Origin of the sequence: Vibrio cholerae (assembly GCF_008369605.1) — a bacterium.
GTDB classification, from domain to species: Bacteria; Pseudomonadota; Gammaproteobacteria; order Enterobacterales; family Vibrionaceae; genus Vibrio; species Vibrio cholerae.
This window is the reverse complement of the sequence record NZ_CP043554.1, coordinates 2,177,349-2,200,582: the sequence shown is the minus strand read 5'-3', so window position 1 is coordinate 2,200,582 and position 23,234 is coordinate 2,177,349. Positions and strand designations below refer to the sequence as shown.

Below are 23,234 nucleotides of genomic sequence, written 5' to 3'. Positions count from 1 at the left end.
AGTGCTTTGGGCTTTTGATGACTTTACTTCTTAACTGATTGGCGTAGCGTTTTCGCTTTATTATTTCCAACCACCCGTGTTGAGCGCGGGGTTAAGAGTCTTATTTTAGGTCAGCTGAGTATTGAGACAGGAATGCTGCAACGCCTTTTGGAGATGCTTCCATACCTGCTTTGCCTGCTTCCCATTGTGCTGGGCACACTTCACCGTGAGTTTGGTGGAAGTTCAGTGCATCAACCATACGTAGCATTTCGTCGATGTTACGACCCAGTGGCAGATCGTTCACTACTTGGTGACGAACCATGCCTTCTTCGTCGATCAGGAATGAACCACGGAAAGCCACGCCAGCTTCTGGGTGCTCAACATCGTAAGCTTTACAGATTTCGTGTTTAACGTCTGCAACCAGTGGATATTTCACTTGACCGATACCGCCGTTTTCAACAGCAGTGTTACGCCATGCGTTGTGAGAGAACTGAGAGTCGATAGAAACACCGATCACTTCTACACCTTTAGCAAGGAAGTCTTCGTAACGGTTGTCGAATGCAATCAGTTCAGATGGGCAAACGAAAGTGAAGTCTAGTGGGTAGAAGAAAACAACCGCTTTCTTACCTTTTGTAAATTCTGCGAAGTTGAAGTTATCAACGATTTCACCGTTACCAAGAACAGCAGCTGCAGTAAAATCAGGGGCTTTGCGACCAACTAGTACCATTTTTTTGCTCCTAAGCAATTTTGTAAGTACTGAACTATGTGCGTTGAGTTCATAATTCAGTCCGTGAATAACGAGGAGAAATATAGTACAAAGTAGACAAAGTAAAAAATGAATTAATTAGATTAAGTTAATCGAAAAAAGCGATAAGTCTCGGTGAGGTCAGTAGTGCCTAGGTACCATGATGTTTTTAGCGCGGTTTTTGATGAGAGGATGGAAGATGTATGAATAAATGGCCAAGCCTCAAGCAGTTATCTTATTTGGTGACACTTTATGAAACCCGCCATTTTAGTGAGGCGGCTGAGCGTTGCTTTGTCAGTCAATCGACCTTAAGTAAAGGCATTCAAAACCTTGAAGAGTTGATCGGCTGTTCCTTGTATGAAAAGCAAGATAAGAAAAGCCCTCTGGTATTTACTCGGGTCGGAGAGTTGGTGGTCAAGCAGGGGCGAGAATTGCTCGCCAAGGGGCAAGATTTAGTCGAGCTTGGCAAGTTGTGCCAAGGTGACACCATGGAAGGGCAATTGCGTTTGGGGTGCATTCCAACCATTGCGCCGTTTTTGTTGTGTGATTTAGTCCAAGAGATTAACCAGCGTTACCCCAAATTGCACTTATTGTTGCGCGAAGATACCACGGCAAATCTGCTCTCCGCCTTGCGCAGTGGTGAACTGGATGTGTTGATCCTCGCCTTACCCGTCGATATTGGCAATATGGAGAGCTATGTGGTGGGGCAAGATCCGTTTCGTATGGTGATAAGCCGTAACCAAGTTAATCAGATCCGTGTGCCGATCCGCTACGCAGATCTACCCGATGAATCGGTGTTTTTACTCGAAAACGAGCACTGTTTAACTGAACATGCTGTATCGGCTTGTAAGCTCACCGATAAAGAGAAGATTAATCCATTTACCGCGACCAGTTTGCATACCTTAGTGCAAATGGTGGCCAATGGCTTAGGTACCACTTTTATTCCGCAAATGGCCATCGACCACGGTTTGCTGGATAATCAAAACCTGGTGGTGATCGACCCTCCTGGACAAAAAGCTTACCGAGAAATCGGCCTAGTGTGGCGTCCAAGTTCTTCCCGAATTCACACTTTTCGCCAGTTAGCTGAGATAGTGGCTGAGCTGTTATAGCGATTGGTCGTAGTGATAAGTCTGCTATGGACTAGTGAAAGCGCATTGTTAGCGATGCGCTTTTTAGCATTTTATGTGGTTAGTAATTTTTTAATTGTGAAATTTCACAAGTCAAAATTGGTGGGGCTTTCATAAAATTGTAAATATTCACAATGTGAATTTTACATATCCTGACCGTAACGCTGTTTTAATTACAGACGATGGGTTCCGCTCTAAGCCAGTCATTCCGACCTTTTATACCGTAAGGATAAATTTAAACACTTGTTTAAGTGCTATTTTCAATGTCAATTTTTGTGTAATTAAATTACGTAACAACTTACGGATTTTGGTGTGTGAATTGTGTGGGGGTGGCAACCGAATAAAACTTCGAATTTAACCTGGGGTTAACTTTTGCTCTTTCTTGTTGGTGCTTTGTAGGTTAAGGTTTATTGGCGTTGTTAAGACTTATGTCTAGTGCCCGGAGTCTTGCAAAAGTGCGCAATTTAAGTGACTTTAAATCACAACGGATAAGCCAACTGAATAATGAAAATTTGTAGTTTTAAAGTTACAAATGTTCTTGGTGAGTGTTTCAAGGAAGGAATTTATGTCAATCAATACTGCTGAATTAACCCAACACACCACGGAAACCAAAATCACCCAAGGCAAGCTTGCTGTGGTGGGTACCCTTTCACCCGAACATCAAGCGATTTTCCCTGTCGAAGCCCAAACTTTTTTACAGCAACTCTGTGAGCGCTTTGCGCCGCGAGTGGATGAATTACTGACCTTGCGTGAACAAAAACAAACGCTTATCGACCAAGGCCAGCTACCTGATTTTCTTGCCGAAACCAAAGATATCCGAGAAGGAAGCTGGAAGATTCTCGGCATTCCAGACGATCTGCAAGATCGCCGCGTAGAGATCACGGGGCCAACCGATCGCAAAATGGTGATTAATGCACTGAACGCGAATGTGAAAGTCTTTATGGCTGACTTTGAAGATTCGATGTCGCCCGCGTGGGACAAGGTGTTGGATGGGCAGATCAACCTGCGTGATGCGATTCTGGGCTGCATAAGCTATACCAACCCAGATAATGGCAAGCGTTATGAGCTCAATGCCAACCCAGCGGTGCTTATCTGCCGCGTGCGCGGTCTGCACCTCAAAGAAAAACATGTCACTTACAACGGCTTGGCGATTCCCGGTTCACTGTTCGATTTTGCGCTCTATTTTTACAACAACCATCGCGCACTGTTGAAAAAAGGCAGTGGCCCTTATTTCTACCTACCTAAGCTGCAAGCTTATCAAGAGGCGCAGTGGTGGAGTGACGTGTTCCATTTCACGGAAGATTATTTTGGCTTAGACACAGGCACCATCAAAGCAACGGTGTTGATTGAAACTCTGCCTGCGGTATTTCAGATGGATGAGATTCTGTTCTCACTCAAAGAGCACATTGTCGGTCTGAACTGTGGACGCTGGGATTATATTTTCAGCTACATCAAAACCTTGAAAAAGCATCCTGACCGCGTATTGCCTGATCGCCAAGTGGTGACCATGGATAAGCCTTTCCTCAATGCGTATTCCCGTTTGTTGATTTACACCTGTCATAAACGCGGCGCGTTTGCGATGGGCGGGATGGCGGCATTTATTCCAGCCAAAGATCCTGCGGTCAATGAGCAAGTGCTACAAAAAATTCGCGGCGACAAAATGCTCGAAGCGACCAATGGTCACGATGGTACTTGGGTTGCTCACCCCGGTTTAGCGGATACCGCGATGGCGGTGTTTAACGAGGTGCTTGGTGAGCGCAAAAACCAACTCAATGTAAGCCGAATGGCCGATGCTCCGATAACCGCGGCCGATCTATTGGCACCTTGCGATGGGCCACGCTCCGAGCATGGCATGCGCCACAACATTCGCGTTGCGTTGCAATACATCGAAGCATGGATTTCTGGTAACGGTTGTGTGCCGATCTACGGCTTGATGGAAGATGCGGCGACAGCGGAGATTTCACGCGCTTCGATTTGGCAATGGATTCAACACGGTAAAACGTTAGATAACGGACAAGTGGTCACTAACGAACTGTTTCGCGACTACCTCAAACAAGAGATTGAGGTGGTGAAAAGCGAAGTGGGTGAGTCCCGTTTTGCACAAGGGCGTTTTACTGAAGCGGCCGAATTGATGGAGCGCTTAACGACCAGCCAAGAGCTACCGAATTTCTTAACCATACCGGGCTACGACTACTTGCCGTAGGCCTCTATAACACCAGTAACGTGAAACCACTTTACGATCAGCGAGCGCAGTACTGATCGAACAAGGAATCGAGCTGCCAACAGGCAACCAATATACAAGAGGGATAGATTATGACACTGACTCGTCGCCAACAAATTGAAGCACTAGAAAAAGATTGGGCAACCAACCCACGCTGGAAAAATGTGAAACGCACTTACACCGCTGAAGAAGTGGTGAGTTTGCGCGGCTCGGTTGTACCAGCCAATACCATCGCCCAACGTGGTGCAGACAAACTGTGGGAACTGGTGAATGGTTCAGCGAAAAAAGGGTATGTGAACTGTTTGGGCGCACTCACTGGCGGCCAAGCGGTGCAACAAGCCAAGGCGGGCATTGAAGCGATTTATCTCTCTGGCTGGCAAGTGGCGGCGGATAACAACACCGCAGGCACCATGTACCCAGACCAATCTCTCTATCCAGTGGATTCTGTACCGTCAGTCGTACGCCGCATCAATAATGCGTTTCGTCGCGCTGACCAAATCCAGTGGTCAAACGGCAAATCACCACAAGATGAAGGCGGAATTGATTACTTCCTGCCAATCGTCGCGGATGCGGAAGCCGGTTTTGGTGGCGTACTCAACGCTTATGAGTTGATGAAATCTATGATTGAAGCGGGCGCTGCTGGCGTTCACTTTGAAGACCAATTGGCTTCGGTGAAAAAATGTGGCCACATGGGCGGCAAAGTATTGGTACCGACTCAAGAAGCGGTGCAAAAACTGATTGCAGCACGTTTGGCTGCCGATGTTGCAGGCACGACTACGTTAGTGATTGCTCGCACCGATGCTAACGCCGCCGATTTGCTCACTTCAGACAGCGATCCGTACGATGCCGATTTCGTGACCGGTGAGCGTACTTCCGAAGGTTTCTACCGTGTACGCGCGGGCATTGACCAAGCGATTTCTCGCGGCTTGGCTTACGCACCTTACGCAGATTTGGTGTGGTGTGAAACCGCGAAGCCGGATCTGGAAGAAGCGCGTAAATTTGCTGAAGCGATTCATGCACAATACCCAGATCAACTGTTGGCTTACAACTGCTCACCTTCGTTCAACTGGGAAAAGAATCTCGATGCGAAAACCATCGCCCATTTCCAGCAAGCGCTGTCGGACATGGGTTACAAGTACCAGTTCATCACGTTAGCGGGTATTCACAACATGTGGTTCAACATGTTTGAGTTAGCGCACGCTTACGCGCAAGGCGAAGGTATGCGTCACTATGTCGAAATGGTACAGCGTCGCGAATTTGAAGCAGCATCCAAAGGTTATACCTTCGTGGCGCACCAACAAGAAGTGGGGACGGGTTACTTCGATAAGATGACCAACACCATTCAAGGCGGCAACAGTTCGGTGACGGCCCTGACTGGCTCAACCGAAGAAGATCAATTTCACTAATCGATAATCTACCATTCTGTGCGAACCTTGGCGGCCGAATGGCCGCCTTTTTTAGGGTGAGCGTTTACTCTGCTTGAGTATGGCGAACCCATTCCTACATGCCGCTGCAAATCGCTTAGCCGAGCCGAGAATGAATCGGGTGATAGCTTGACTTATTGCTCCTCATCCAACTCATCGGGTTCACTCTCTTCCTGAAGCTCGAGCAGATTGATCGCAATTGTCACGAAATCACTGTCGGTAATGATCCCAACTAACACGTCTTTGGCGACGACAGGCAAACAGCCAATTTTGTGTTTTTGCATGTAAATTGCGCTTTCTTTGAGCCCCGCTTGCGGCGCGACGCTCGTAACATCGGTGTGCATCACCTCAAACAGCGGAGTTTCGAAGGCGAGAGAATCGCCTTGGGCACTGCGCTGCAAGCTGGATTCCTGAGCCGCCAACAAATCGCGTTGGCTGACGATACCCAGCAGCTTTTTATTCGCATCCACAATCGGCACGTGGCGGATATCCAGCGCCTCCATAAGATGTTTCGCATCGTTGAGCGTGTGAGTCCGCAATAAGGTGTGCGGGTGACGCGTCATCATGTCTTCAACTTTGATCATAGCCAACTCCTTTCTGCGCAGAGAACCATCGGAGCCGGGGTCTCTAACCCCTTTTCCCATTAACTCTTTCTTATTTAACTATAGTGTGATTGGCCAGCAACTTCTGCGAAGTGAAACCGAAATATGCGGATTGTTGAATCCGTTGGCGAACCTGATGGCTCTTTACAAAAGGTTACCTTGCCAGAGGTGTATCACCACGCAGCATTCCTGTATCTTGAGCGCACTTAGGTATATACTGGCGCGCCGCGAAATCGGGCGACGATACTGATCACTTAATCAAGAAAGAGCCATGCAAGTTTCAGATTTTCATTTTGAACTCCCAGACGAGCTGATTGCTCGCTACCCAAAAGCAGAACGTACCGCGAGCCGCTTGCTGCAGCTTGACGGCAACAGTGGTCAACTGGTGGATGGCACCTTTAAAGATGTCCTCGAACTGGTTGAACCGGGAGATCTGCTGGTGTTTAACAACACGCGAGTGATCCCAGCACGTATGTTTGGGCGCAAAGCCAGCGGTGGCAAATTAGAAGTGTTGGTAGAGCGTATGCTCGATGAGCACACGATTTTAGCGCACGTTCGTTCATCAAAACCGCCCAAACCGGGTACTGAACTTTATTTAGGCGAGAACGATGAGTTTCATGCCGTGATGCAGGCGCGTCACGATGCATTGTTTGAAATCCGTTTTACTGCGGAAACCGTGGTATTGGATATTCTCAATCAAATTGGTCACATGCCGTTGCCACCTTACATCGACCGTCCTGATGAAGAGACGGATAAAGAGCGTTATCAAACGGTGTACAACCAAAAGCCGGGTGCGGTAGCAGCCCCAACGGCGGGTTTGCATTTTGACCAAGTGCTGCTTGAGCAGATCCAAGCCAAAGGCGTTGAGTTGGCGTATGTGACACTGCATGTTGGCGCGGGGACCTTCCAGCCTGTGCGGGTGGAAAATATTCACGATCACCATATGCATGCGGAATACGTTGAAGTGCCACAAGAAGTGGTGGATGCGATTGCGGCGACCAAAGCGCGTGGTGGTCGAGTGGTTGCTGTGGGTACCACCTCAGTACGTTCACTCGAAAGTGCGGCGCAAGATGCGCTGCAAAAAGGCACCGAGTTAAAGCCATTTTTTGGTGATACCGAAATCTTCATCTTCCCGGGGTATCAATACCAGTTGGTGGATTGCTTGATCACCAATTTCCACTTGCCTGAATCGACCTTGATCATGCTGGTGAGTGCGTTTGCAGGTTATGAGCACACCATGGCCGCTTATGAACATGCGGTCAAAGAGCAATATCGCTTCTTTAGTTACGGCGATGCGATGTTTATTCGTAAGCAGACGACTAAAGCGTAATCATCCCTAATCACTTGGCGTGGTTGCTTCAGGTGGCAAGGGATAACGAAAACGAGTGCTGGCAGTAGCCAGAAAAGGTGCAGACCTTTTTCGCAGGGAAACGCGACCGCTCCGCAAAGAGCCTTGTTGATGGCAATAAGGCTTGAATTATCGACCTGCTGAGAGCGTAAGTTCGCGCGATTAGGTGGGTAAAAATGGTCAGACTGTTTCTCTGACATTGGAGGCTTCGTGAAATTAAAATTTGAACTGAAAAAGAAAAACGGTAATGCCCGTCGTGGTCAATTGATTTTTGAACGTGGCACAGTGCAAACCCCTGCGTTTATGCCCGTGGGTACTTACGGCACGGTAAAAGGGATGACCCCTGAAGAAGTGAAAGAAACCGGCGCGCAAATTCTGCTCGGTAACACTTTCCACCTCTGGCTGCGCCCTGGCCAAGAAGTGATGAAAATGCACGGCGACTTGCACGATTTCATGAACTGGCAAGGTCCTATCCTTACTGACTCTGGTGGTTTTCAGGTATTCAGCTTAGGCGATATCCGTAAGATCACCGAAGAAGGCGTGCATTTCCGCAACCCAGTAAACGGCGACAAAATCTTTATGGACGCCGAGAAATCGATGGAAATCCAAAAAGATTTGGGTTCAGACATCGTGATGATTTTTGACGAGTGTACGCCATACCCTGCGACCCACGATGAAGCGAAAAAATCGATGGAAATGTCTCTGCGTTGGGCAAAACGTTCGCGTGACCACTTCGATAAGCTCGAAAACCCGAACAACCTGTTTGGTATCGTGCAAGGTGGTGTGTATGAAGATTTGCGTGATGTATCGGTAAAAGGCCTGACGGAAATCGGTTTTGATGGTTATGCTGTGGGTGGTCTTGCGGTGGGTGAGCCAAAAGAAGACATGCATCGTGTACTGGAACATACTTGTCCACAACTGCCGGAAGACAAGCCACGTTATCTGATGGGCGTCGGTAAACCGGAAGACTTGGTGGAAGGTGTGCGTCGTGGTATCGACATGTTTGACTGTGTGATGCCAACGCGTAACGCACGTAACGGTCACCTGTTTGTGACGGGGGGTGTGATCAAGATCCGTAATGCAGCACATAAAACCGATACAACACCACTGGATCCGCATTGCGACTGTTACACTTGCAAAAATTATTCGAAGTCATACCTGCATCATTTGGATCGCTGTAACGAAATCCTCGGTGCACGCTTGAATACCATCCATAACCTGCGTTACTACCAACGCTTGATGGAAAGCATTCGTAAAGCGATTGATGAAGACCGTTTTGACCAATTTGTAGCCGAGTTCTACGCGCGTCGTAACCGCGAAGTGCCACCACTACAAAAAGACAAAGCCTGATTTCGTGCACTGGGTTGGATTTGCGTGGTAAGCCGCTTGAATTCACCCCTGTGCATCCCAATAGAATCAACATTAAACAACAATAACTTAGAGGACGTTTCTCAATGAGTTTAATTTCTGTAGCACATGCCGCAGGCGAAGGTGCCCCACAAGGTGGCGGTTTTGAAATGATCATCATGCTCGCGATGTTCGCAGTGATCTTCTATTTCATGATCTACCGTCCACAAGCTAAGCGTGTCAAAGAACACAAAAACCTGATGGCTGCGATGGCAAAAGGTGACGAAGTGTTGACCTCTGGTGGTCTAGTGGGTCGTATCACTAAGATTGCTGAAGATAACGCTTACATCACAATCGAGTTGAACACCAACAACGAAGTTGTGATCAAGAAGGACTTCGTGACTGCAGTGCTACCAAAAGGTACGCTGAAATCTCTTTAAAACAGCCATAGGATCCTCGCTGTGCTAAACCGTTATCCGTTATGGAAGTATCTGATGGTGATGTTAACCATCGCCGTTGCAGCCTTGTATGCACTTCCAAATATCTACGGTGAAGATCCAGCTATCCAAATAACAGGGGCGCGTGGCGCCTCTGTTGATATGTCAACGCTGGATGCTGTCACCGATGCGCTCAATAAAGCGCAACTCTCCCAAAAATCCATTGCTCTTGAAAATGGCTCAATCCTTGTTCGTTTCAATGATACGGATACGCAAATCAGCGCCCGAGATATCATCAGTGAAGCGTTAGGTAAGGATAAAATCGTCGCGTTAAACCTCGCTCCTTCAACGCCAGATTGGCTAGAGTCAATTGGTGCTGCACCAATGAAACTTGGCCTTGATCTGCGTGGTGGTGTTCACTTCCTGATGGAAGTGGATATGGATGCCGCGATGGAAAAATTGGTCAGCCAACAAGAAGAAGCTTTCCGCAGTGATCTGCGTGACGAGAAAATTCGTTACCGCGCGATCCGTCCATTATCGGATGCGGTTGAAGTGACCCTGCGTGATGCCGAGCAGCTTGCGCAAACTAAGCTGCTTCTGGAGTCGAAACACCGTGATATGACCTTTACGACTTCAGAATCCGATGGCCGTTTTGTGCTCGTGGCTAAGTTTACCGAAGCTCGCTTACAGGAAATTCGCAACTACGCCGTTGAGCAGAACATCACTATTTTGCGTAACCGGGTGAACGAACTGGGTGTGGCTGAGCCTCTGGTTCAACGCCAAGGTGCGACACGTATCGTGGTAGAGCTGCCGGGTGTACAAGACACCGCGCGTGCTAAAGAAATCTTAGGCGCGACCGCAACCCTTGAGTTTCGTGAAGTGGACGATAAAGCCGACCTTGCCGCTGCGGCAGCAGGACGTGCGCCTGCTGGCAGCGAAATCAAGTTCGATCGTAATGGTCGTCCTGTAGTGCTGAAAAAGCGCGTGATTCTGGGTGGTTCAAGCATTACCGATGCAAGCTCAAGCGCCGACGAATATGGTCGTCCACAGGTGAACATTTCGCTCGATAGCGAAGGCGGCAACAAGATGTCAGCGTTCTCGAAAAAGAACATTGGCAAGTTGATGGCGACGGTATTTGCTGAATACAAAGACAGCGGTAAGCGCTCTCCTGAAGGTAAAGTCATTCTGACCAAGCATGAAGAAGTGATTAACCAAGCGACGATTCAGTCGGCATTGGGACGTAACTTCCGTATTACTGGGATTGATTCACCGGCAGAAGCGCATAACCTTGCTCTGCTATTGCGTGCCGGTGCTTTGATTGCGCCAATTTCTATCGTCGAAGAGCGCACCATTGGTCCATCAATGGGTCAGCAGAATATCGATATGGGTATTCAGGCCTGTATTTGGGGTATGGTGGCGGTAATGCTGTTTACGGTTCTTTACTACCGTAAGTTTGGCATGATCGCTAACATCGCACTGATGGCGAACCTCGTGTTGATCATTGGTGTGATGTCGATGATCCCGGGCGCAACCATGACCTTGCCAGGTATTGCTGGTATCGTGCTGACGGTCGGTATGGCGGTCGATGCCAACGTGCTGATCTTCGAGCGTATTCGTGAAGAGCTACGCGAAGGAAAAAATCCGCAGCAAGCGATTCATCAAGGTTACGCTAACGCATTCAGTACCATTGCCGATGCCAACATCACCACCTTAATTACGGCGATCATTTTGTTTGCCGTTGGTACAGGGGCGATTAAAGGCTTCGCAGTGACGCTGTCTATCGGTATTTTAACCTCTATGTTTACCGCGATTGTGGGTACACGTTGTATCGTGAACCTGCTGTATGGCGGCAAACGTATCAACAAACTGTCGATCTGAGGCTGGGGTAAGTTATGTTTCAAATCCTAAAAGCAGACAAAATGATCGACTTTATGCGTTGGTCGAAATTCGCCTTCGCCTTGTCGCTGGTGATGATTGCCGCATCGATTTTTACTCTGTCTACCAAATGGCTGAACTGGGGGCTGGATTTCACGGGCGGTACATTGATTGAAGTGGGCTTTGAGCAGCCTGCCAATCTGGAGCAAATCCGTAGCGCCCTTGAAGCGAAAGGCTTTGGTGATGCTACCGTGCAAAACTTTGGTTCTGCACGTGATGTGATGGTACGTCTACGTCCTCGTGATGATATGGCGGGTGAGGCGTTGGGTAACCAGATCCTCGCGGCGATCAAAGAAGGTACCGGCGGCAACGTGGAGATGCGCCGTATCGAATTCGTTGGCCCGAACGTGGGTGATGAGCTCACTGAAGCGGGCGGCTTGGCGATTCTGGTATCTTTGCTGTGTATCTTGCTTTACGTATCAGTACGCTTTGAATGGCGTTTGGCTGCAGGTGCGGTGCTGGCATTGGCGCACGACGTCATCATTACCTTAGGCATCTTCTCTATCTTACAGATTGAAGTTGATCTCACGATTGTTGCGGCATTGCTGACGGTTGTGGGTTACTCACTTAACGATACCATCGTGGTGTTTGACCGGATCCGTGAAAACTTCCGTAAGATGCGCAAAGAAGAACCCGCAGAGATCATGAATAGCTCAATTACACAAACTTTGAGCCGTACTTTGATCACTTCAGGTACCACTTTGTTTGTGGTGATTGCCCTCTTTACTCAAGGTGGAGCAATGATCCACGGTTTTGCGCTGGCCTTGTTGCTGGGTATTACCGTTGGTACTTATTCTTCTATTTATGTGGCATCAGCACTGGCGCTGAAACTCGGGATCACCCGTGAGCACTTATTGCCACCACAAGTAGAGAAAGAAGGCGCAGAGTTGGATGAAATGCCGTAGGCATCTCTTTCATCGATAAATAAAAAACCGCTGCTAAGTCAGCGGTTTTTTTATCAAGCTTGGTTAGCTATGACCTGATTGATCATGAAGCAGTAGGCGATCGGTTAATAGAACAAAAAAAAGCCCTGCCATAATGGCAGGGCGATATCAGCTGTGACGGAGCAGATATTATTTCAAAATTGCGCTGTTACCGTTTTCACGGATGTGCTGCAGAATCGCTTTCACACCACGTGGGCTTGATGCCACGATGTTGCCCGATTGCATGTAATCGGTGCCGCCAGCAAAGTCAGTCACGATGGCACCTGCTTCACGAGCAATCAGTTCACCTGCAGCCATATCCCAAGGTTTTAGGCCAAGCTCAAAGTAGCCATCAACGCGGTTTGCGGCTAGGTAGCACAGATCCAGTGCGGCTGACCCAGTACGACGGAAATCTGCACATTCAACAAACATTGCAGAGAGGATCTTCATGAAAGATTCTGAGTGCTGTTTTTGTTTGAATGGGAATGCGGTGGCCAAAACTGCGCCTTGCAGATCTTTGATTGGCTGAACGCGAATACGAGCGTTGTTGAGCTGTGCACCTGCACCACGTTGGGCTGTGAACAGTTCGTTAGTCATTGGGTCGTAAACACAAGCGACTTCAGTTTTGCCTCTAAAGCGTACCGCAATAGAAACAGCAAAGTGAGGGAAACCTTTTACAAAGTTAGTGGTGCCATCCAGTGGGTCGATGATCCATTGCACTTCCTTATCTTTACCTTCGATAAGGCCGCCTTCTTCTGCAATGATGCAGTGCTCAGGGTAAGAGCTTTTGATGGTTGAAACGATAATCGCTTCTGCTTCTTTGTCGACGTTAGTCACAAAGTCGTTGCTGCCTTTCTGAGTAGTTTGAATCTTCTCTGCGTTTTCCAGAGATTTGGCAATATGGTTACCTGCTTTTCGCGCGGCGCGAATAGCGATATTTAGCATTGGATGCATACGAGTTTCCCAACGGATGTTAAAGAACGAAAAAGCGGGCGGCAGTATACCAAAACAAATCAAAAAAGGAAGTGGTTATTTTTTGTGCGCTTAGTTGCCCGTCAAGGTAAAGGGTCTGACCATTTTGGTCAGGTTTGTGTTAATATCCCGCGGCTTTGTTTGGAGTACATTTTAGCAAATGATGTTAGAACGCGTGAAAGTCGTATTGGTCGGCACAACTCACTCTGGAAATATTGGTTCGGCCGCTCGGGCGATGAAAGTCATGGGGCTGAGCCAGATGGTGCTGGTCGATCCGCAGTGTCAGGTTGATGCTCAAGCGATCGCGTTAGCCGCGGGGGCAAGTGAAATTGCACTCAATGCGCAAATTTATCCAACGCTGGAAGCCGCCGTTGCTGATTGTGGGTTAGTCGTGGGCACCAGTGCGCGTTCACGCACCCTTGAATGGCCAATGCTTGAGCCACGCGAGTGCGGAGAAAAACTCATCAGCGAAGCCAAGCAACATAGTGTGGCTATGGTGTTTGGTCGTGAACGTACTGGCTTGACCAATGATGAGCTGCAACTGTGTCACTACCACGTGTGTGTGCCTGCGAATCCAGAATACAGCTCACTGAATTTAGCAATGGCGGTTCAACTGCTGAGTTATGAAGTGCGGATGGCCTATCTTGCTTTGCAGCAGAGCTCGCAAAGCAGCACATTGCAGGAAGAGTATCCGCGTCATCAAGAGTTGGAGCGTTTTTATGCCCATCTTGAACAAGTGATAATGCAAACCGAGTTTATTTCTGCGCAGCAGCCGGGGCAGGTGATGAATAAACTGCGCCGCATGTTTACGCGCGCTCGGCCAGAAGCTCAAGAAATCAATATCTTGCGCGGGATCTTAACGTCAGTACAAAAGTCAATCTCACGCAAAGAATAAGCTTATAAGTCTCAGGGTTAAATACCTGACTAAATTAGTCAAATAAATACTTGACCAAAAGAGTCAAGTATGGAAAACTTCCAGCCACATAAACAGTGTGGATACGGTGTGATTATGAGACTGACATCTAAAGGAAGATATGCGGTAACAGCCATGTTAGATGTGGCTCTGCATTCGCAACAAAACCCAGTACCGTTGGCGGACATTTCTGAGCGCCAAGGCATTTCTCTCTCGTACTTAGAGCAGCTTTTTTCTAAGTTACGTAAAGCGGGCTTAGTCGCCAGTGTGCGCGGTCCGGGCGGCGGTTATCGCTTAGGAATGGACTCATACGCCATTTCTATTGGTACTGTGATTGCCGCGGTTGATGAATCGGTCGATGCGACCAAATGCAACGGGAAAGGGGATTGTCAGGGTGGGACTCGCTGCCTGACTCACACACTGTGGCGTGATCTCAGCTCACGCATTACGGATTTTCTCAACAACATCACGCTCGGTGAGCTGATGATGGATAACGAAGTTCTCGAAGTTTCAGATCGTCAAGATCTTCATCTTGCGGTCAGCCAAAGGGTTTCGCAAAACAACTCAAACACAGTCACCATTGGTGCTGCGCCTTTTGGTATTAATGTTCGCTCATAGCGGCAAGGTTTACACTGGAGTAGAAAATGAAACTGCCTATTTATCTAGATTATTCAGCGACATGCCCGGTTGATCCGCGCGTAGCTGAAAAAATGGTTCAGTACATGACGATGGATGGTACCTTCGGTAACCCAGCTTCGCGCTCGCACCGTTATGGCTGGCAGGCAGAAGAAGCGGTAGACACTGCGCGTGAGCAAATCGCAGCCCTGCTGAATGCAGACCCACGTGAAATTGTGTTCACTTCGGGTGCTACTGAATCTGACAACCTCGCGATCAAAGGTGTTGCTCACTTCTATAACAAGCAAGGTAAGCACATCATCACCAGTAAAACCGAACACAAAGCGGTACTGGATACCATGCGCCAATTGGAGCGTGAAGGCTTTGAAGTGACTTATCTTGATCCAGAAAGCAATGGCTTGATTGATCTGGCTAAGCTTGAAGCCGCGATGCGTGATGACACTATTTTGGTTTCTATCATGCACGTGAACAATGAAATCGGCGTGGTACAAGATATCGCAGCGATCGGCGAACTGTGCCGTTCACGTAAAGTGGTGTTCCATGTTGATGCAGCGCAATCCGCGGGTAAAGTAGCGATTGATGTCCAAGAGATGAAGGTTGATCTGATTTCTCTGTCTGCGCACAAAGCTTACGGCCCGAAAGGTATTGGTGCTTTGTATGTACGCCGTAAACCACGTATTCGTCTTGAAGCACAAATGCACGGTGGTGGTCATGAACGTGGTTTCCGTTCTGGTACTCTGCCGACTCACCAAATTGTGGGTATGGGTGAAGCGTTCCGTATCGCGAAGGAAGAGCTGCAGCAAGATTACGATCACGCACTGAAGCTGCGTAATCGTCTGCTTGATGGCATTAAAGATATGGAAGCCGTGACCATTAACGGTGATCTGGATCAGCGTGTACCACACAATCTCAACGTCAGTTTTGCGTTTGTAGAAGGGGAATCTCTGCTGATGGCACTGAAAGATCTGGCCGTATCGTCAGGCAGTGCATGTACTTCAGCTAGCCTTGAGCCTTCTTACGTATTGCGCGCTCTGGGTCTTAACGATGAACTGGCACACAGCTCAATTCGCTTCTCTTTTGGTCGTTTCACGACCGAGGCAGAGATTGATTATGCGATCGAACTGATCCGCGTAGCAGTGGATAAACTGCGTGCGATGTCTCCACTTTGGGACATGTACAAAGACGGCGTAGATCTGAACACGGTTGAGTGGGCACACCACTAATCATTCCAAGGTTATAAAGGATTCGAGGTAACGAACATGGCATACAGCGAAAAGGTCATTGACCATTACGAGAACCCACGTAACGTTGGTTCATTTGATAAAGAAGATCCTTCTGTAGGTAGCGGCATGGTTGGCGCACCTGCGTGTGGTGATGTAATGCGTTTGCAGATCAAAGTATCACCAGAAGGCATCATCGAAGATGCAAAATTCAAAACTTACGGCTGTGGTAGCGCAATTGCTTCTAGCTCGCTAGTGACTGAGTGGGTGAAAGGCAAGAGCATTGATGAAGCGGCAGCGATCAAGAACAGTGAAATCGCCGAAGAGCTCGAATTGCCACCGGTGAAAATTCACTGCTCAATCCTAGCCGAAGATGCCATCAAAGCCGCTGTTGCGGACTACAAGAAAAAGCATCAACACTAATTCGTTTGGGAGCGTCGAGCGCTCCCACCCTTTAATTTATTGAAATCATAAGGTTGAAGTATGGCCGTCACTCTTAGCGAAACCGCAGCAAGCCGAGTAAAAACTTTTCTGGATAATCGTGGAAAAGGCATCGGTTTACGTCTTGGTGTCAAGACAACTGGGTGTTCGGGAATGGCGTATGTGCTCGAGTTTGTTGATGATCTCAACGAAGAAGACCACGTATTTGAAAGCCATGGTGTGAAGGTGATCATTGACACCAAAAGCATGGTCTATTTAGATGGCACTCAACTCGATTACAAAAAAGAAGGGTTAAACGAAGGCTTTGAATTCAACAACCCAAATGTCAAAAGCGAATGTGGTTGTGGTGAAAGCTTCAACGTTTAACGGTAACTGACCATCGAGACTGTTCTCGATCACAGGACCGCTATCAAGATGAATTATTTTGAATTATTTGGGCTGCCGATCCAGTTTGAACTGGATGGTAGCCTTCTTTCTTCTCAGTTCAGAGCGTTGCAGAAACGATTCCATCCGGATAATTTTGCTACCGCTTCTGAGCGTGACCGCCTAATGGCAGTGCAGCAAGCCGCGCAAATTAATGATGCGTATCAGACACTGAAAGATTCACTCCGCCGCGCGGAATATCTGTTGTCGTTACAAGGCATAGAGATGAAGGCTGAGCAGCAGACGCTGCAAGATCCGATGTTTCTGATGGAACAGATGGAGCTACGCGAAGAGCTAGAGTCCGTGACGGCTTGTGCAGATCCTGAGGCCGCCTTAGTCGCTTTTGACACTAAGGTAACCGCGATGCAGCGTCATTATCTCGCACAGCTACAAGGCCAATTAGCTCAAAGTGAGTGGTTAGCGGCGGCTGATCAGATCAGAAAGCTCAAATTTATTGCCAAACTCAAAAATGAAGTAGAACGAGTCGAAGACCAACTGCTTGGCTAATTCAAGATTCAAAGGAACAACTGATGGCATTACTTCAGATTGCAGAGCCGGGGCAAAGTTCGGCACCACACCAGCATAAGTTGGCTGCGGGTATTGATTTAGGCACCACGAATTCACTGGTCGCTTCTGTGCGCAGCGGAACCGCAAGCACACTCGTCGATAGCCAAGGGCGTAGTATTCTCCCCTCAGTGGTGAACTATGGTGCTGATGCGACTCGTGTCGGCTATCCCGCTCGTGAACAAGCTGAAACCGATCCGCACAACACTGTGATTTCGGTAAAACGTCTGCTTGGACGTTCACTGCAAGACATCAATCAGCGTTATCCTCATCTGCCTTACCGCTTCAAAGCGAGTGAGAAAGGCTTGCCGATTGTGCAAACCGCGCAAGGGGATAAAAACCCTATTCAAATCTCTGCCGATATTTTGAAAGCCTTGGCAGAACGTGCCACCGCCACCTTAGGTGGCGAATTGGCGGGAGTAGTCATCACGGTACCTGCGTATTTTGATGATGCGCAGCGGGTTGCCACCAAAGATGCTGCGGCGTTAGCGGGCTTGCATGTGCTGCGTTTACTCAATGAGCCGACAGCAGCGGCGATTGCTTATGGTTTGGACTCAGGCCAAGAAGGGGTGATCGCGGTGTACGATCTAGGTGGCGGCACCTTCGATATTTCGATTTTACGCCTTTCACGCGGCGTGTTTGAAGTGCTCGCAACCGGTGGTGACTCTGCACTGGGTGGTGATGATTTTGACCATCTGATCGCCGATCACCTGCAAGCACAAATCGGACTCACCAGCTTAACCGCTGAGCAGCAGCGCGCGCTGATTAACGCCGCGACACAAGCCAAGATTGATTTAACAGAACACATGACGGCTGAGCTGAATGTGCTTGGCTGGCAAGGTACGTTTACTCGTGAAGAGTTGGAAAACCTAATTGCACCATTGTTGAAAAAGACGCTACTTTCTTGCCGCCGCGCATTGAAAGATGCCGGTGTTGAAGCGGATGAGGTGCTCGAAGTCGTGATGGTGGGCGGTTCAACCCGCACACCGTTTGTGCGCGAGCAAGTGGGGGAGTTTTTTGGCCGCACACCACTGACCAGCATTAACCCAGATGAAGTGGTCGCGATTGGGGCGGCGATTCAGGCGGACATTCTGGCCGGTAATAAGCCGGATGCAGAAATGTTGCTGCTCGATGTCATCCCTCTCTCTTTGGGGATTGAAACCATGGGCGGTTTGGTCGAAAAAATCATCCCACGCAACACCACTATTCCTGTTGCTCGCGCGCAAGAGTTTACCACCTTCAAAGATGGGCAAACGGCGATGAGTGTGCATGTGGTACAAGGGGAGCGTGAAATGGTCGATGACTGTCGCTCTCTGGCACGCTTCTCACTCAAAGGTATACCACCGATGGCGGCAGGTGCTGCGCACATTCGCGTGACTTATCAAGTGGATGCGGATGGTTTACTTTCCGTGACGGCTTTGGAAAAAAGCACCGGTGTACAAGCAGAGATTCAGGTTAAGCCATCTTATGGTTTAAGCGATGACGAAGTCACCCAGATGCTCAAAGACTCCATGGCCTATGCTAAAGAGGATATGCTGGCGCGTGCGTTGGCAGAGCAGCGCGTAGAAGCCGATCGCGTGATTGAAGGCTTAGTTTCAGCACTGCAAGCGGATGGTGATGAGCTGCTGAGCGAGCAAGAGCGCCAAACTTTATTACAGGCGATCGAGCGCTTGATTGAACTGCGCAATGGCGATAATGCGGATGCCATTGAGCAAGGAATAAAAGACACAGACAAAGCGAGTCAGGATTTTGCGTCAAGACGAATGGATAAATCGATTCGTAGCGCACTGGCTGGCCACTCCGTTGACGAGATTTGAAGAGATTACCAACATGCCTAAGATTATTGTTTTGCCTCATGAAACCCTTTGCCCGGAAGGCGCAGTGTTAGAAGCGCAAACCGGGGAAACGATTCTTGATGTGGCACTCAAAAACGGTATCGCTATTGAGCATGCGTGTGAGAAATCGTGCGCTTGTACTACTTGCCACTGTATCGTTCGAGAAGGGTTTGATTCACTGGAAGAGAGTGATGAGCTGGAAGACGATATGCTGGATAAAGCTTGGGGTTTGGAGCCAGAATCTCGTCTCAGCTGTCAGGCTCGAGTGGCGGATGAAGATCTCGTCGTCGAGATCCCGAAATACACGCTAAACCACGCAAGCGAAGATCATTAATTCTTAGCCTCGGTCGCAGCCGAGGTAAAACCAATAGGAAGGCTAACCATGAAATGGACAGATTCACGCGATATCGCGATTGAGCTGTGTGACAAGTTTCCCGATGTCGATCCCAAAACCGTACGTTTTACCGATCTGCATCGTTGGATCATGGAGTTGGAAGATTTTGACGATGATCCGAATCATTCCAACGAAAAAATCCTTGAAGCCGTCATTCTGTGTTGGATGGATGAATTCGAGTAATTCATCTCATGCAAAATGAAGTGAGGAGTCAATCAATATGGCGCTTGCTTTGTTTAGCAGGGGGAGAAACCCTACAGAGTTAACACTTCTTAGCAAAAAATGCGGACCACTTGGTCCGTTTTTTTATTCGGTTGACATTTTGCCTCGACATAATGCTAACATCTTGGCGATTTAATGAGATGGCACAGGCAAAGCCAATATTTAAGACAAGGAGAAACCATGTCTACACAGATGTCTGTATTTTTGAGTACTCAAGCTGCCCAGCCTCAGTGGGGAGAGAAAGCGCTCATTTCTTTTGCAGAGCAAGGTGCAACCATTCACCTGCAACAAACACAAGATTTCAGCGCGATCCAACGCGCAGCTCGTAAGTTAGATAATCAAGGTATCCGCACGGCATTCCTGACTGGAGAAGGTTGGGATCTGGAGAGCATTTGGGCTTTCTATCAAGGTTACCGTGATGCGAAAAAGCGCAATACCGTCGAGTGGAAAGCGTTAGCGGCTGCTGAACAAGCAGAGCTAGAAGCGCGCATTAAAGCGACGGATTGGACACGCGATATCATCAACAAAAGCGCGGAAGAAGTTGCACCACGCCAATTGGCGACCATGGCAGCAGAGTTCATCAAATCGCTTGCGCCTGACCATGTTTCTTACCGTATCGTCAAAGACAAAGATCTGCTCACTGAAGGGTGGGAGGGGATTTACGCTGTAGGCCGTGGCTCTGAGCGTACGTCGGCGATGCTGCAACTCGACTACAACCCAACGGGCGATGAAAATGCGCCGGTATTCGCGTGTTTAGTCGGTAAAGGCATCACTTTTGACTCGGGTGGTTACAGCTTAAAACCTTCCAACATGATGTCAGCGATGAAAGCGGACATGGGCGGCTCAGGCATGATCACTGGTGCGCTCGGTTTGGCTATCATGCGTGGCTTTAACAAGCGCGTGAAACTCATCCTGTGCTGCGCGGAAAACATGGTCTCCGGCCGTGCGTTGAAGCTTGGTGACATCATCACCTACAAAAATGGCAAAACCGTTGAAATCATGAACACCGATGCGGAAGGTCGTTTGGTGCTGGCCGATGGTCTTATCTACGCCAGTGAGCAGAAACCGCAATTGATTATCGACTGTGCAACCTTAACCGGAGCGGCGAAAAACGCGCTGGGTAATGATTACCACGCACTGCTTTCTTATGATGAGTCGCTGAGCCAACAAGCATTAGCTGCGGCAAAAGAAGAGAATGAAGCGCTGTGGGCTCTGCCTTTAGCTGAGTTCCACCGTGAAATGCTGCCTTCTAACTTTGCGGATCTGTCAAACATCAGTAACGGCGATTACACGCCGGGAGCTAGCACCGCAGCGGCCTTCCTTTCCTATTTCGTGGAAGGCTACCAAAAAGGTTGGCTACACTTTGACTGTTCAGCCACGTATCGCAAGTCAGCCAGCGATAAATGGGCCGCCGGAGCGACGGGCATGGGCGTGAAAATGCTCGCACGTATTTTGATGCAGCAAGCATAAATTTAAAGGCAGCTTGTATAGCTGCCTTGTTTTTATTAATAAAAGTATACCTTTCCTATTTGACGCTGCAGCGGTGTTGGCTCTGTTCGTTCATCCTAATCACATAGTGTGTCTATGCTGATGGAGGTGAACTCCCTTGCCGACTACCTGTGACGCCAAGTCGCTTGGGTATAACATAAGCACAATAAACAAAAGGAAATTTTATGGCTCTAGAAAGAACATTTTCGATCATTAAGCCGGATGCGGTGAAGCGTAACTTGATTGGTGAGATTTACCACCGTATTGAAAAAGCCGGTTTGCAGATCATTGCCGCGAAAATGGTTCACCTGTCGGAAGAGCAAGCCAGTGGCTTTTACGCTGAGCATGAAGGCAAACCGTTTTTTGAACCTCTGAAAGAATTTATGACCTCAGGCCCGATCATGGTGCAGGTCTTAGAGGGTGAAAACGCAATTGCACGTTACCGTGAATTGATGGGGAAAACTAACCCAGAAGAAGCCGCCTGCGGTACTCTGCGTGCTGATTATGCACTGAGCATGCGTTACAACTCAGTACACGGTAGCGACAGTCCTGCATCCGCCGCTCGTGAAATTGAATTCTTCTTTCCAGAATCAGAAATCTGCCCTCGTCCATAGTCTTTAAGACAGATTAATTAGGCTCCCAGTGTGGAGCCTAAATTTTTCACAAAATATAACCTATCTTGAATTAACACCTTAGAAAAGACGCGGTTTTGCAGCCCTTGTTGTTGCTGAATAAAGGCTGTACAATTCGCGCCCTTAATTACTGTTCCGTCTTCCTGAGAGGCCCCATGACCACAGAAAAAGTCAATCTACTCGATTTTGACCGCAAGGGTTTGCGCACGTTTTTTGCCGAAGAACTGGGTGAGAAAGCGTTTCGTGCCGAGCAGGTCATGAAGTGGATTTATCACTTTGGTTGTGATGACTTCGATCAAATGAATAACATCAACAAGCAGCTGCGTGAAAAGCTCAAAGCCAAGTGTGAGATCCGTGCACCTTATGTCTCGGAAGCGCAACACTCGGCGGATGGCACCATCAAGTGGGCAATGCGTGTGGGTGATCAGGATGTAGAAACGGTTTACATTCCCGAAGATGATCGCGCGACCTTATGTGTATCTTCCCAAGTAGGGTGTGCGTTGGAATGCAAATTCTGCTCAACGGCGCAGCAAGGTTTTAACCGTAACCTACGCGTTTCAGAAATCATTGGTCAGGTTTGGCGTGCGGCACGTGAAATCGGTCTAGAGAAAGAAACTGGGCGTCGTCCTATCACTAACGTGGTGATGATGGGCATGGGTGAGCCTTTGCTCAACATGAAAAACCTCATCCCAGCGTTAGAGATCATGCTCGATGATCTCGGTTTTGGTCTTTCTAAGCGCCGTGTGACCGTTTCTACCTCTGGTGTGGTTTCTGGTTTAGAGCAGATGATTGGCCAAATCGATGTGGCTTTGGCTATCTCATTGCATGCGCCGAATGACAAGCTGCGTAGCGAAATCATGCCGATCAACGATCGCTGGAATATCGAAGCGTTTTTAGAGGTGGTGCGTCGCTATATTGCATCCTCAAATGCTAACCGCGGTAAGGTGACCGTTGAGTATGTGTTGCTGGATCATGTGAACGATGGTACAGAGCATGCTCACGAGTTGGCGGAATTACTGAAAGGGACGCCTTGTAAAATTAACCTGATCCCGTTTAACCCTTATCCGGGCTCACCCTACAAGAAGCCAAGTAATTCACGCATCGACCGTTTCCAGAAAACCTTGATGCAATATGAGCATACCGTCACCATTCGTAAAACTCGTGGTGATGACATTGATGCGGCATGTGGGCAGTTGGTGGGAGATGTCATTGATCGTACTAAACGAACCAAAGCCAAACAATTTGATGGACAAGCGATTCCAGTGAAAACACTGTAATTGATGTTATAAGATAAGCCAGAGATGTTTCTCTGGCTTTATTTTTGCCTAATATGGCAACAAATCACTGCGTTTAAATGTCAAATCAAAGAAAAACCTTGAGCTAACTGTGATTTATTGGCCATTTCT

The 23,234-nt window shown here is 48.4% G+C and carries 23 protein-coding genes; 20 read left to right on the top strand and 3 right to left on the bottom strand.

Features of this window, described 5'->3' with window-relative positions; genetic code table 11:
- Positions 1-100: 100 nt before the first annotated feature.
- The gene (locus F0316_RS10220) at positions 101-706 is read right to left on the bottom strand and encodes a peroxiredoxin C (RefSeq protein ID WP_000244647.1); all 606 of its coding nucleotides are present in this window, start codon (positions 704-706) and stop codon (positions 101-103) included.
- Positions 707-927: 221 nt separating this feature from the next.
- On the opposite strand from F0316_RS10220, the gene F0316_RS10215 reads away from it, so the two are divergent.
- The 3 genes from F0316_RS10215 (at position 928) to aceA (ending at position 5,478) form a co-directional block, all read left to right on the top strand.
- Positions 928-1,833: a hydrogen peroxide-inducible genes activator gene (locus F0316_RS10215; protein ID WP_001045922.1), complete on the top strand. Its 906-nt coding sequence runs from the start codon at positions 928-930 to the stop codon at positions 1,831-1,833.
- A gap of 583 nt (positions 1,834-2,416) precedes the next feature.
- On the top strand, positions 2,417-4,054 hold the full coding sequence (gene aceB, locus F0316_RS10210) for a malate synthase A (RefSeq protein WP_000026559.1): 1,638 nt from the start codon (positions 2,417-2,419) through the stop codon (positions 4,052-4,054).
- Positions 4,055-4,164: 110 nt separating this feature from the next.
- The gene (gene aceA, locus F0316_RS10205) at positions 4,165-5,478 is read left to right on the top strand and encodes an isocitrate lyase (RefSeq protein ID WP_000176892.1); all 1,314 of its coding nucleotides are present in this window, start codon (positions 4,165-4,167) and stop codon (positions 5,476-5,478) included.
- Between the two features lie 152 nt (positions 5,479-5,630).
- Here aceA and F0316_RS10200 read toward each other — a convergent pair whose 3' ends face one another.
- On the bottom strand, positions 5,631-6,080 hold the full coding sequence (locus F0316_RS10200) for a CBS domain-containing protein (protein WP_000598452.1): 450 nt from the start codon (positions 6,078-6,080) through the stop codon (positions 5,631-5,633).
- A 289-nt stretch (positions 6,081-6,369) separates the two neighbouring features.
- Between F0316_RS10200 and queA the strand changes: the two genes are divergently transcribed.
- From queA to secF, 5 genes are all read left to right on the top strand, one after another.
- Positions 6,370-7,428, top strand: coding sequence for a tRNA preQ1(34) S-adenosylmethionine ribosyltransferase-isomerase QueA (gene queA / locus F0316_RS10195; RefSeq protein ID WP_001198124.1), 1,059 nt, complete (start codon positions 6,370-6,372; stop codon positions 7,426-7,428).
- 228 nt (positions 7,429-7,656) lie between these two features.
- Positions 7,657-8,796: a tRNA guanosine(34) transglycosylase Tgt gene (gene tgt / locus F0316_RS10185; RefSeq protein WP_000768200.1), complete on the top strand. Its 1,140-nt coding sequence runs from the start codon at positions 7,657-7,659 to the stop codon at positions 8,794-8,796.
- Positions 8,797-8,900: 104 nt separating this feature from the next.
- On the top strand, positions 8,901-9,233 hold the full coding sequence (yajC, locus tag F0316_RS10180; RefSeq protein ID WP_000053137.1) for a preprotein translocase subunit YajC: 333 nt from the start codon (positions 8,901-8,903) through the stop codon (positions 9,231-9,233).
- A 21-nt stretch (positions 9,234-9,254) separates the two neighbouring features.
- Positions 9,255-11,108, top strand: coding sequence for a protein translocase subunit SecD (secD, locus tag F0316_RS10175; RefSeq protein ID WP_001890323.1), 1,854 nt, complete (start codon positions 9,255-9,257; stop codon positions 11,106-11,108).
- A 14-nt stretch (positions 11,109-11,122) separates the two neighbouring features.
- A complete protein-coding gene (gene secF / locus F0316_RS10170; protein ID WP_000486403.1) occupies positions 11,123-12,070 on the top strand; it encodes a protein translocase subunit SecF in 948 nt (315 codons plus the stop codon).
- 168 nt (positions 12,071-12,238) lie between these two features.
- Here secF and suhB read toward each other — a convergent pair whose 3' ends face one another.
- Positions 12,239-13,042, bottom strand: a complete 804-nt coding sequence (suhB, locus tag F0316_RS10165) for an inositol-1-monophosphatase (RefSeq protein WP_000553435.1) — start codon at positions 13,040-13,042, stop codon at positions 12,239-12,241.
- Positions 13,043-13,223: 181 nt separating this feature from the next.
- Here suhB and trmJ point away from each other — a divergent pair, with 181 nt between their 5' ends.
- From trmJ to F0316_RS10105, 12 genes are all read left to right on the top strand, one after another.
- Positions 13,224-13,955: a tRNA (cytosine(32)/uridine(32)-2'-O)-methyltransferase TrmJ gene (gene trmJ / locus F0316_RS10160; RefSeq protein WP_032478977.1), complete on the top strand. Its 732-nt coding sequence runs from the start codon at positions 13,224-13,226 to the stop codon at positions 13,953-13,955.
- A 114-nt stretch (positions 13,956-14,069) separates the two neighbouring features.
- Positions 14,070-14,591 (top strand): Fe-S cluster assembly transcriptional regulator IscR, encoded by a 522-nt coding sequence (gene iscR, locus F0316_RS10155; RefSeq protein ID WP_001918301.1) that lies wholly within the window; start codon positions 14,070-14,072, stop codon positions 14,589-14,591.
- Positions 14,592-14,617: 26 nt separating this feature from the next.
- Entirely contained in the window at positions 14,618-15,832 is a 1,215-nt protein-coding gene (locus F0316_RS10150; protein ID WP_000775249.1) for an IscS subfamily cysteine desulfurase, read from the top strand.
- A gap of 36 nt (positions 15,833-15,868) precedes the next feature.
- On the top strand, positions 15,869-16,252 hold the full coding sequence (gene iscU / locus F0316_RS10145) for a Fe-S cluster assembly scaffold IscU (protein WP_000331703.1): 384 nt from the start codon (positions 15,869-15,871) through the stop codon (positions 16,250-16,252).
- Positions 16,253-16,312: 60 nt separating this feature from the next.
- Positions 16,313-16,636, top strand: a complete 324-nt coding sequence (gene iscA / locus F0316_RS10140) for an iron-sulfur cluster assembly protein IscA (RefSeq protein WP_000301571.1) — start codon at positions 16,313-16,315, stop codon at positions 16,634-16,636.
- Between the two features lie 48 nt (positions 16,637-16,684).
- On the top strand, positions 16,685-17,200 hold the full coding sequence (hscB, locus tag F0316_RS10135) for a co-chaperone HscB (RefSeq protein ID WP_001105749.1): 516 nt from the start codon (positions 16,685-16,687) through the stop codon (positions 17,198-17,200).
- 23 nt (positions 17,201-17,223) lie between these two features.
- Positions 17,224-19,074, top strand: coding sequence for a Fe-S protein assembly chaperone HscA (gene hscA / locus F0316_RS10130; protein ID WP_001196554.1), 1,851 nt, complete (start codon positions 17,224-17,226; stop codon positions 19,072-19,074).
- 13 nt (positions 19,075-19,087) lie between these two features.
- Positions 19,088-19,426, top strand: a complete 339-nt coding sequence (fdx, locus tag F0316_RS10125) for an ISC system 2Fe-2S type ferredoxin (protein WP_001124187.1) — start codon at positions 19,088-19,090, stop codon at positions 19,424-19,426.
- Positions 19,427-19,474: 48 nt separating this feature from the next.
- Positions 19,475-19,669, top strand: coding sequence for a Fe-S cluster assembly protein IscX (gene iscX, locus F0316_RS10120; RefSeq protein ID WP_000872174.1), 195 nt, complete (start codon positions 19,475-19,477; stop codon positions 19,667-19,669).
- Between the two features lie 219 nt (positions 19,670-19,888).
- Positions 19,889-21,178: an aminopeptidase PepB gene (gene pepB / locus F0316_RS10115; protein ID WP_000107241.1), complete on the top strand. Its 1,290-nt coding sequence runs from the start codon at positions 19,889-19,891 to the stop codon at positions 21,176-21,178.
- Between the two features lie 203 nt (positions 21,179-21,381).
- Positions 21,382-21,810 carry a nucleoside-diphosphate kinase gene (gene ndk / locus F0316_RS10110; RefSeq protein ID WP_001162850.1) on the top strand — a complete coding sequence of 143 codons (429 nt, stop codon included), beginning with the start codon at positions 21,382-21,384 and terminating at the stop codon, positions 21,808-21,810.
- A gap of 173 nt (positions 21,811-21,983) precedes the next feature.
- On the top strand, positions 21,984-23,105 hold the full coding sequence (locus F0316_RS10105; RefSeq protein WP_000206077.1) for a bifunctional tRNA (adenosine(37)-C2)-methyltransferase TrmG/ribosomal RNA large subunit methyltransferase RlmN: 1,122 nt from the start codon (positions 21,984-21,986) through the stop codon (positions 23,103-23,105).
- The last annotated feature ends 129 nt before the right edge of the window (positions 23,106-23,234 follow it).

Coding starts and splice junctions, on each gene's coding strand:
- secF (WP_000486403.1), top strand. CDS start 11,123: ATGTTTCAAATCCTAAAAGCAGACAAAATGATCGACTTTATGCGTTGG.
- suhB (WP_000553435.1), bottom strand. CDS start 13,042: ATGCATCCAATGCTAAATATCGCTATTCGCGCCGCGCGAAAAGCAGGT.
- F0316_RS10105 (WP_000206077.1), top strand. CDS start 21,984: ATGACCACAGAAAAAGTCAATCTACTCGATTTTGACCGCAAGGGTTTG.
- aceA (WP_000176892.1), top strand. CDS start 4,165: ATGACACTGACTCGTCGCCAACAAATTGAAGCACTAGAAAAAGATTGG.
- iscU (WP_000331703.1), top strand. CDS start 15,869: ATGGCATACAGCGAAAAGGTCATTGACCATTACGAGAACCCACGTAAC.
- pepB (WP_000107241.1), top strand. CDS start 19,889: ATGTCTACACAGATGTCTGTATTTTTGAGTACTCAAGCTGCCCAGCCT.
- F0316_RS10215 (WP_001045922.1), top strand. CDS start 928: ATGAATAAATGGCCAAGCCTCAAGCAGTTATCTTATTTGGTGACACTT.
- aceB (WP_000026559.1), top strand. CDS start 2,417: ATGTCAATCAATACTGCTGAATTAACCCAACACACCACGGAAACCAAA.
- F0316_RS10220 (WP_000244647.1), bottom strand. CDS start 706: ATGGTACTAGTTGGTCGCAAAGCCCCTGATTTTACTGCAGCTGCTGTT.
- hscB (WP_001105749.1), top strand. CDS start 16,685: ATGAATTATTTTGAATTATTTGGGCTGCCGATCCAGTTTGAACTGGAT.
- ndk (WP_001162850.1), top strand. CDS start 21,382: ATGGCTCTAGAAAGAACATTTTCGATCATTAAGCCGGATGCGGTGAAG.
- iscR (WP_001918301.1), top strand. CDS start 14,070: ATGAGACTGACATCTAAAGGAAGATATGCGGTAACAGCCATGTTAGAT.
- trmJ (WP_032478977.1), top strand. CDS start 13,224: ATGTTAGAACGCGTGAAAGTCGTATTGGTCGGCACAACTCACTCTGGA.
- yajC (WP_000053137.1), top strand. CDS start 8,901: ATGAGTTTAATTTCTGTAGCACATGCCGCAGGCGAAGGTGCCCCACAA.
- iscX (WP_000872174.1), top strand. CDS start 19,475: ATGAAATGGACAGATTCACGCGATATCGCGATTGAGCTGTGTGACAAG.
- F0316_RS10200 (WP_000598452.1), bottom strand. CDS start 6,080: ATGATCAAAGTTGAAGACATGATGACGCGTCACCCGCACACCTTATTG.
- queA (WP_001198124.1), top strand. CDS start 6,370: ATGCAAGTTTCAGATTTTCATTTTGAACTCCCAGACGAGCTGATTGCT.
- hscA (WP_001196554.1), top strand. CDS start 17,224: ATGGCATTACTTCAGATTGCAGAGCCGGGGCAAAGTTCGGCACCACAC.
- iscA (WP_000301571.1), top strand. CDS start 16,313: ATGGCCGTCACTCTTAGCGAAACCGCAGCAAGCCGAGTAAAAACTTTT.
- F0316_RS10150 (WP_000775249.1), top strand. CDS start 14,618: ATGAAACTGCCTATTTATCTAGATTATTCAGCGACATGCCCGGTTGAT.
- fdx (WP_001124187.1), top strand. CDS start 19,088: ATGCCTAAGATTATTGTTTTGCCTCATGAAACCCTTTGCCCGGAAGGC.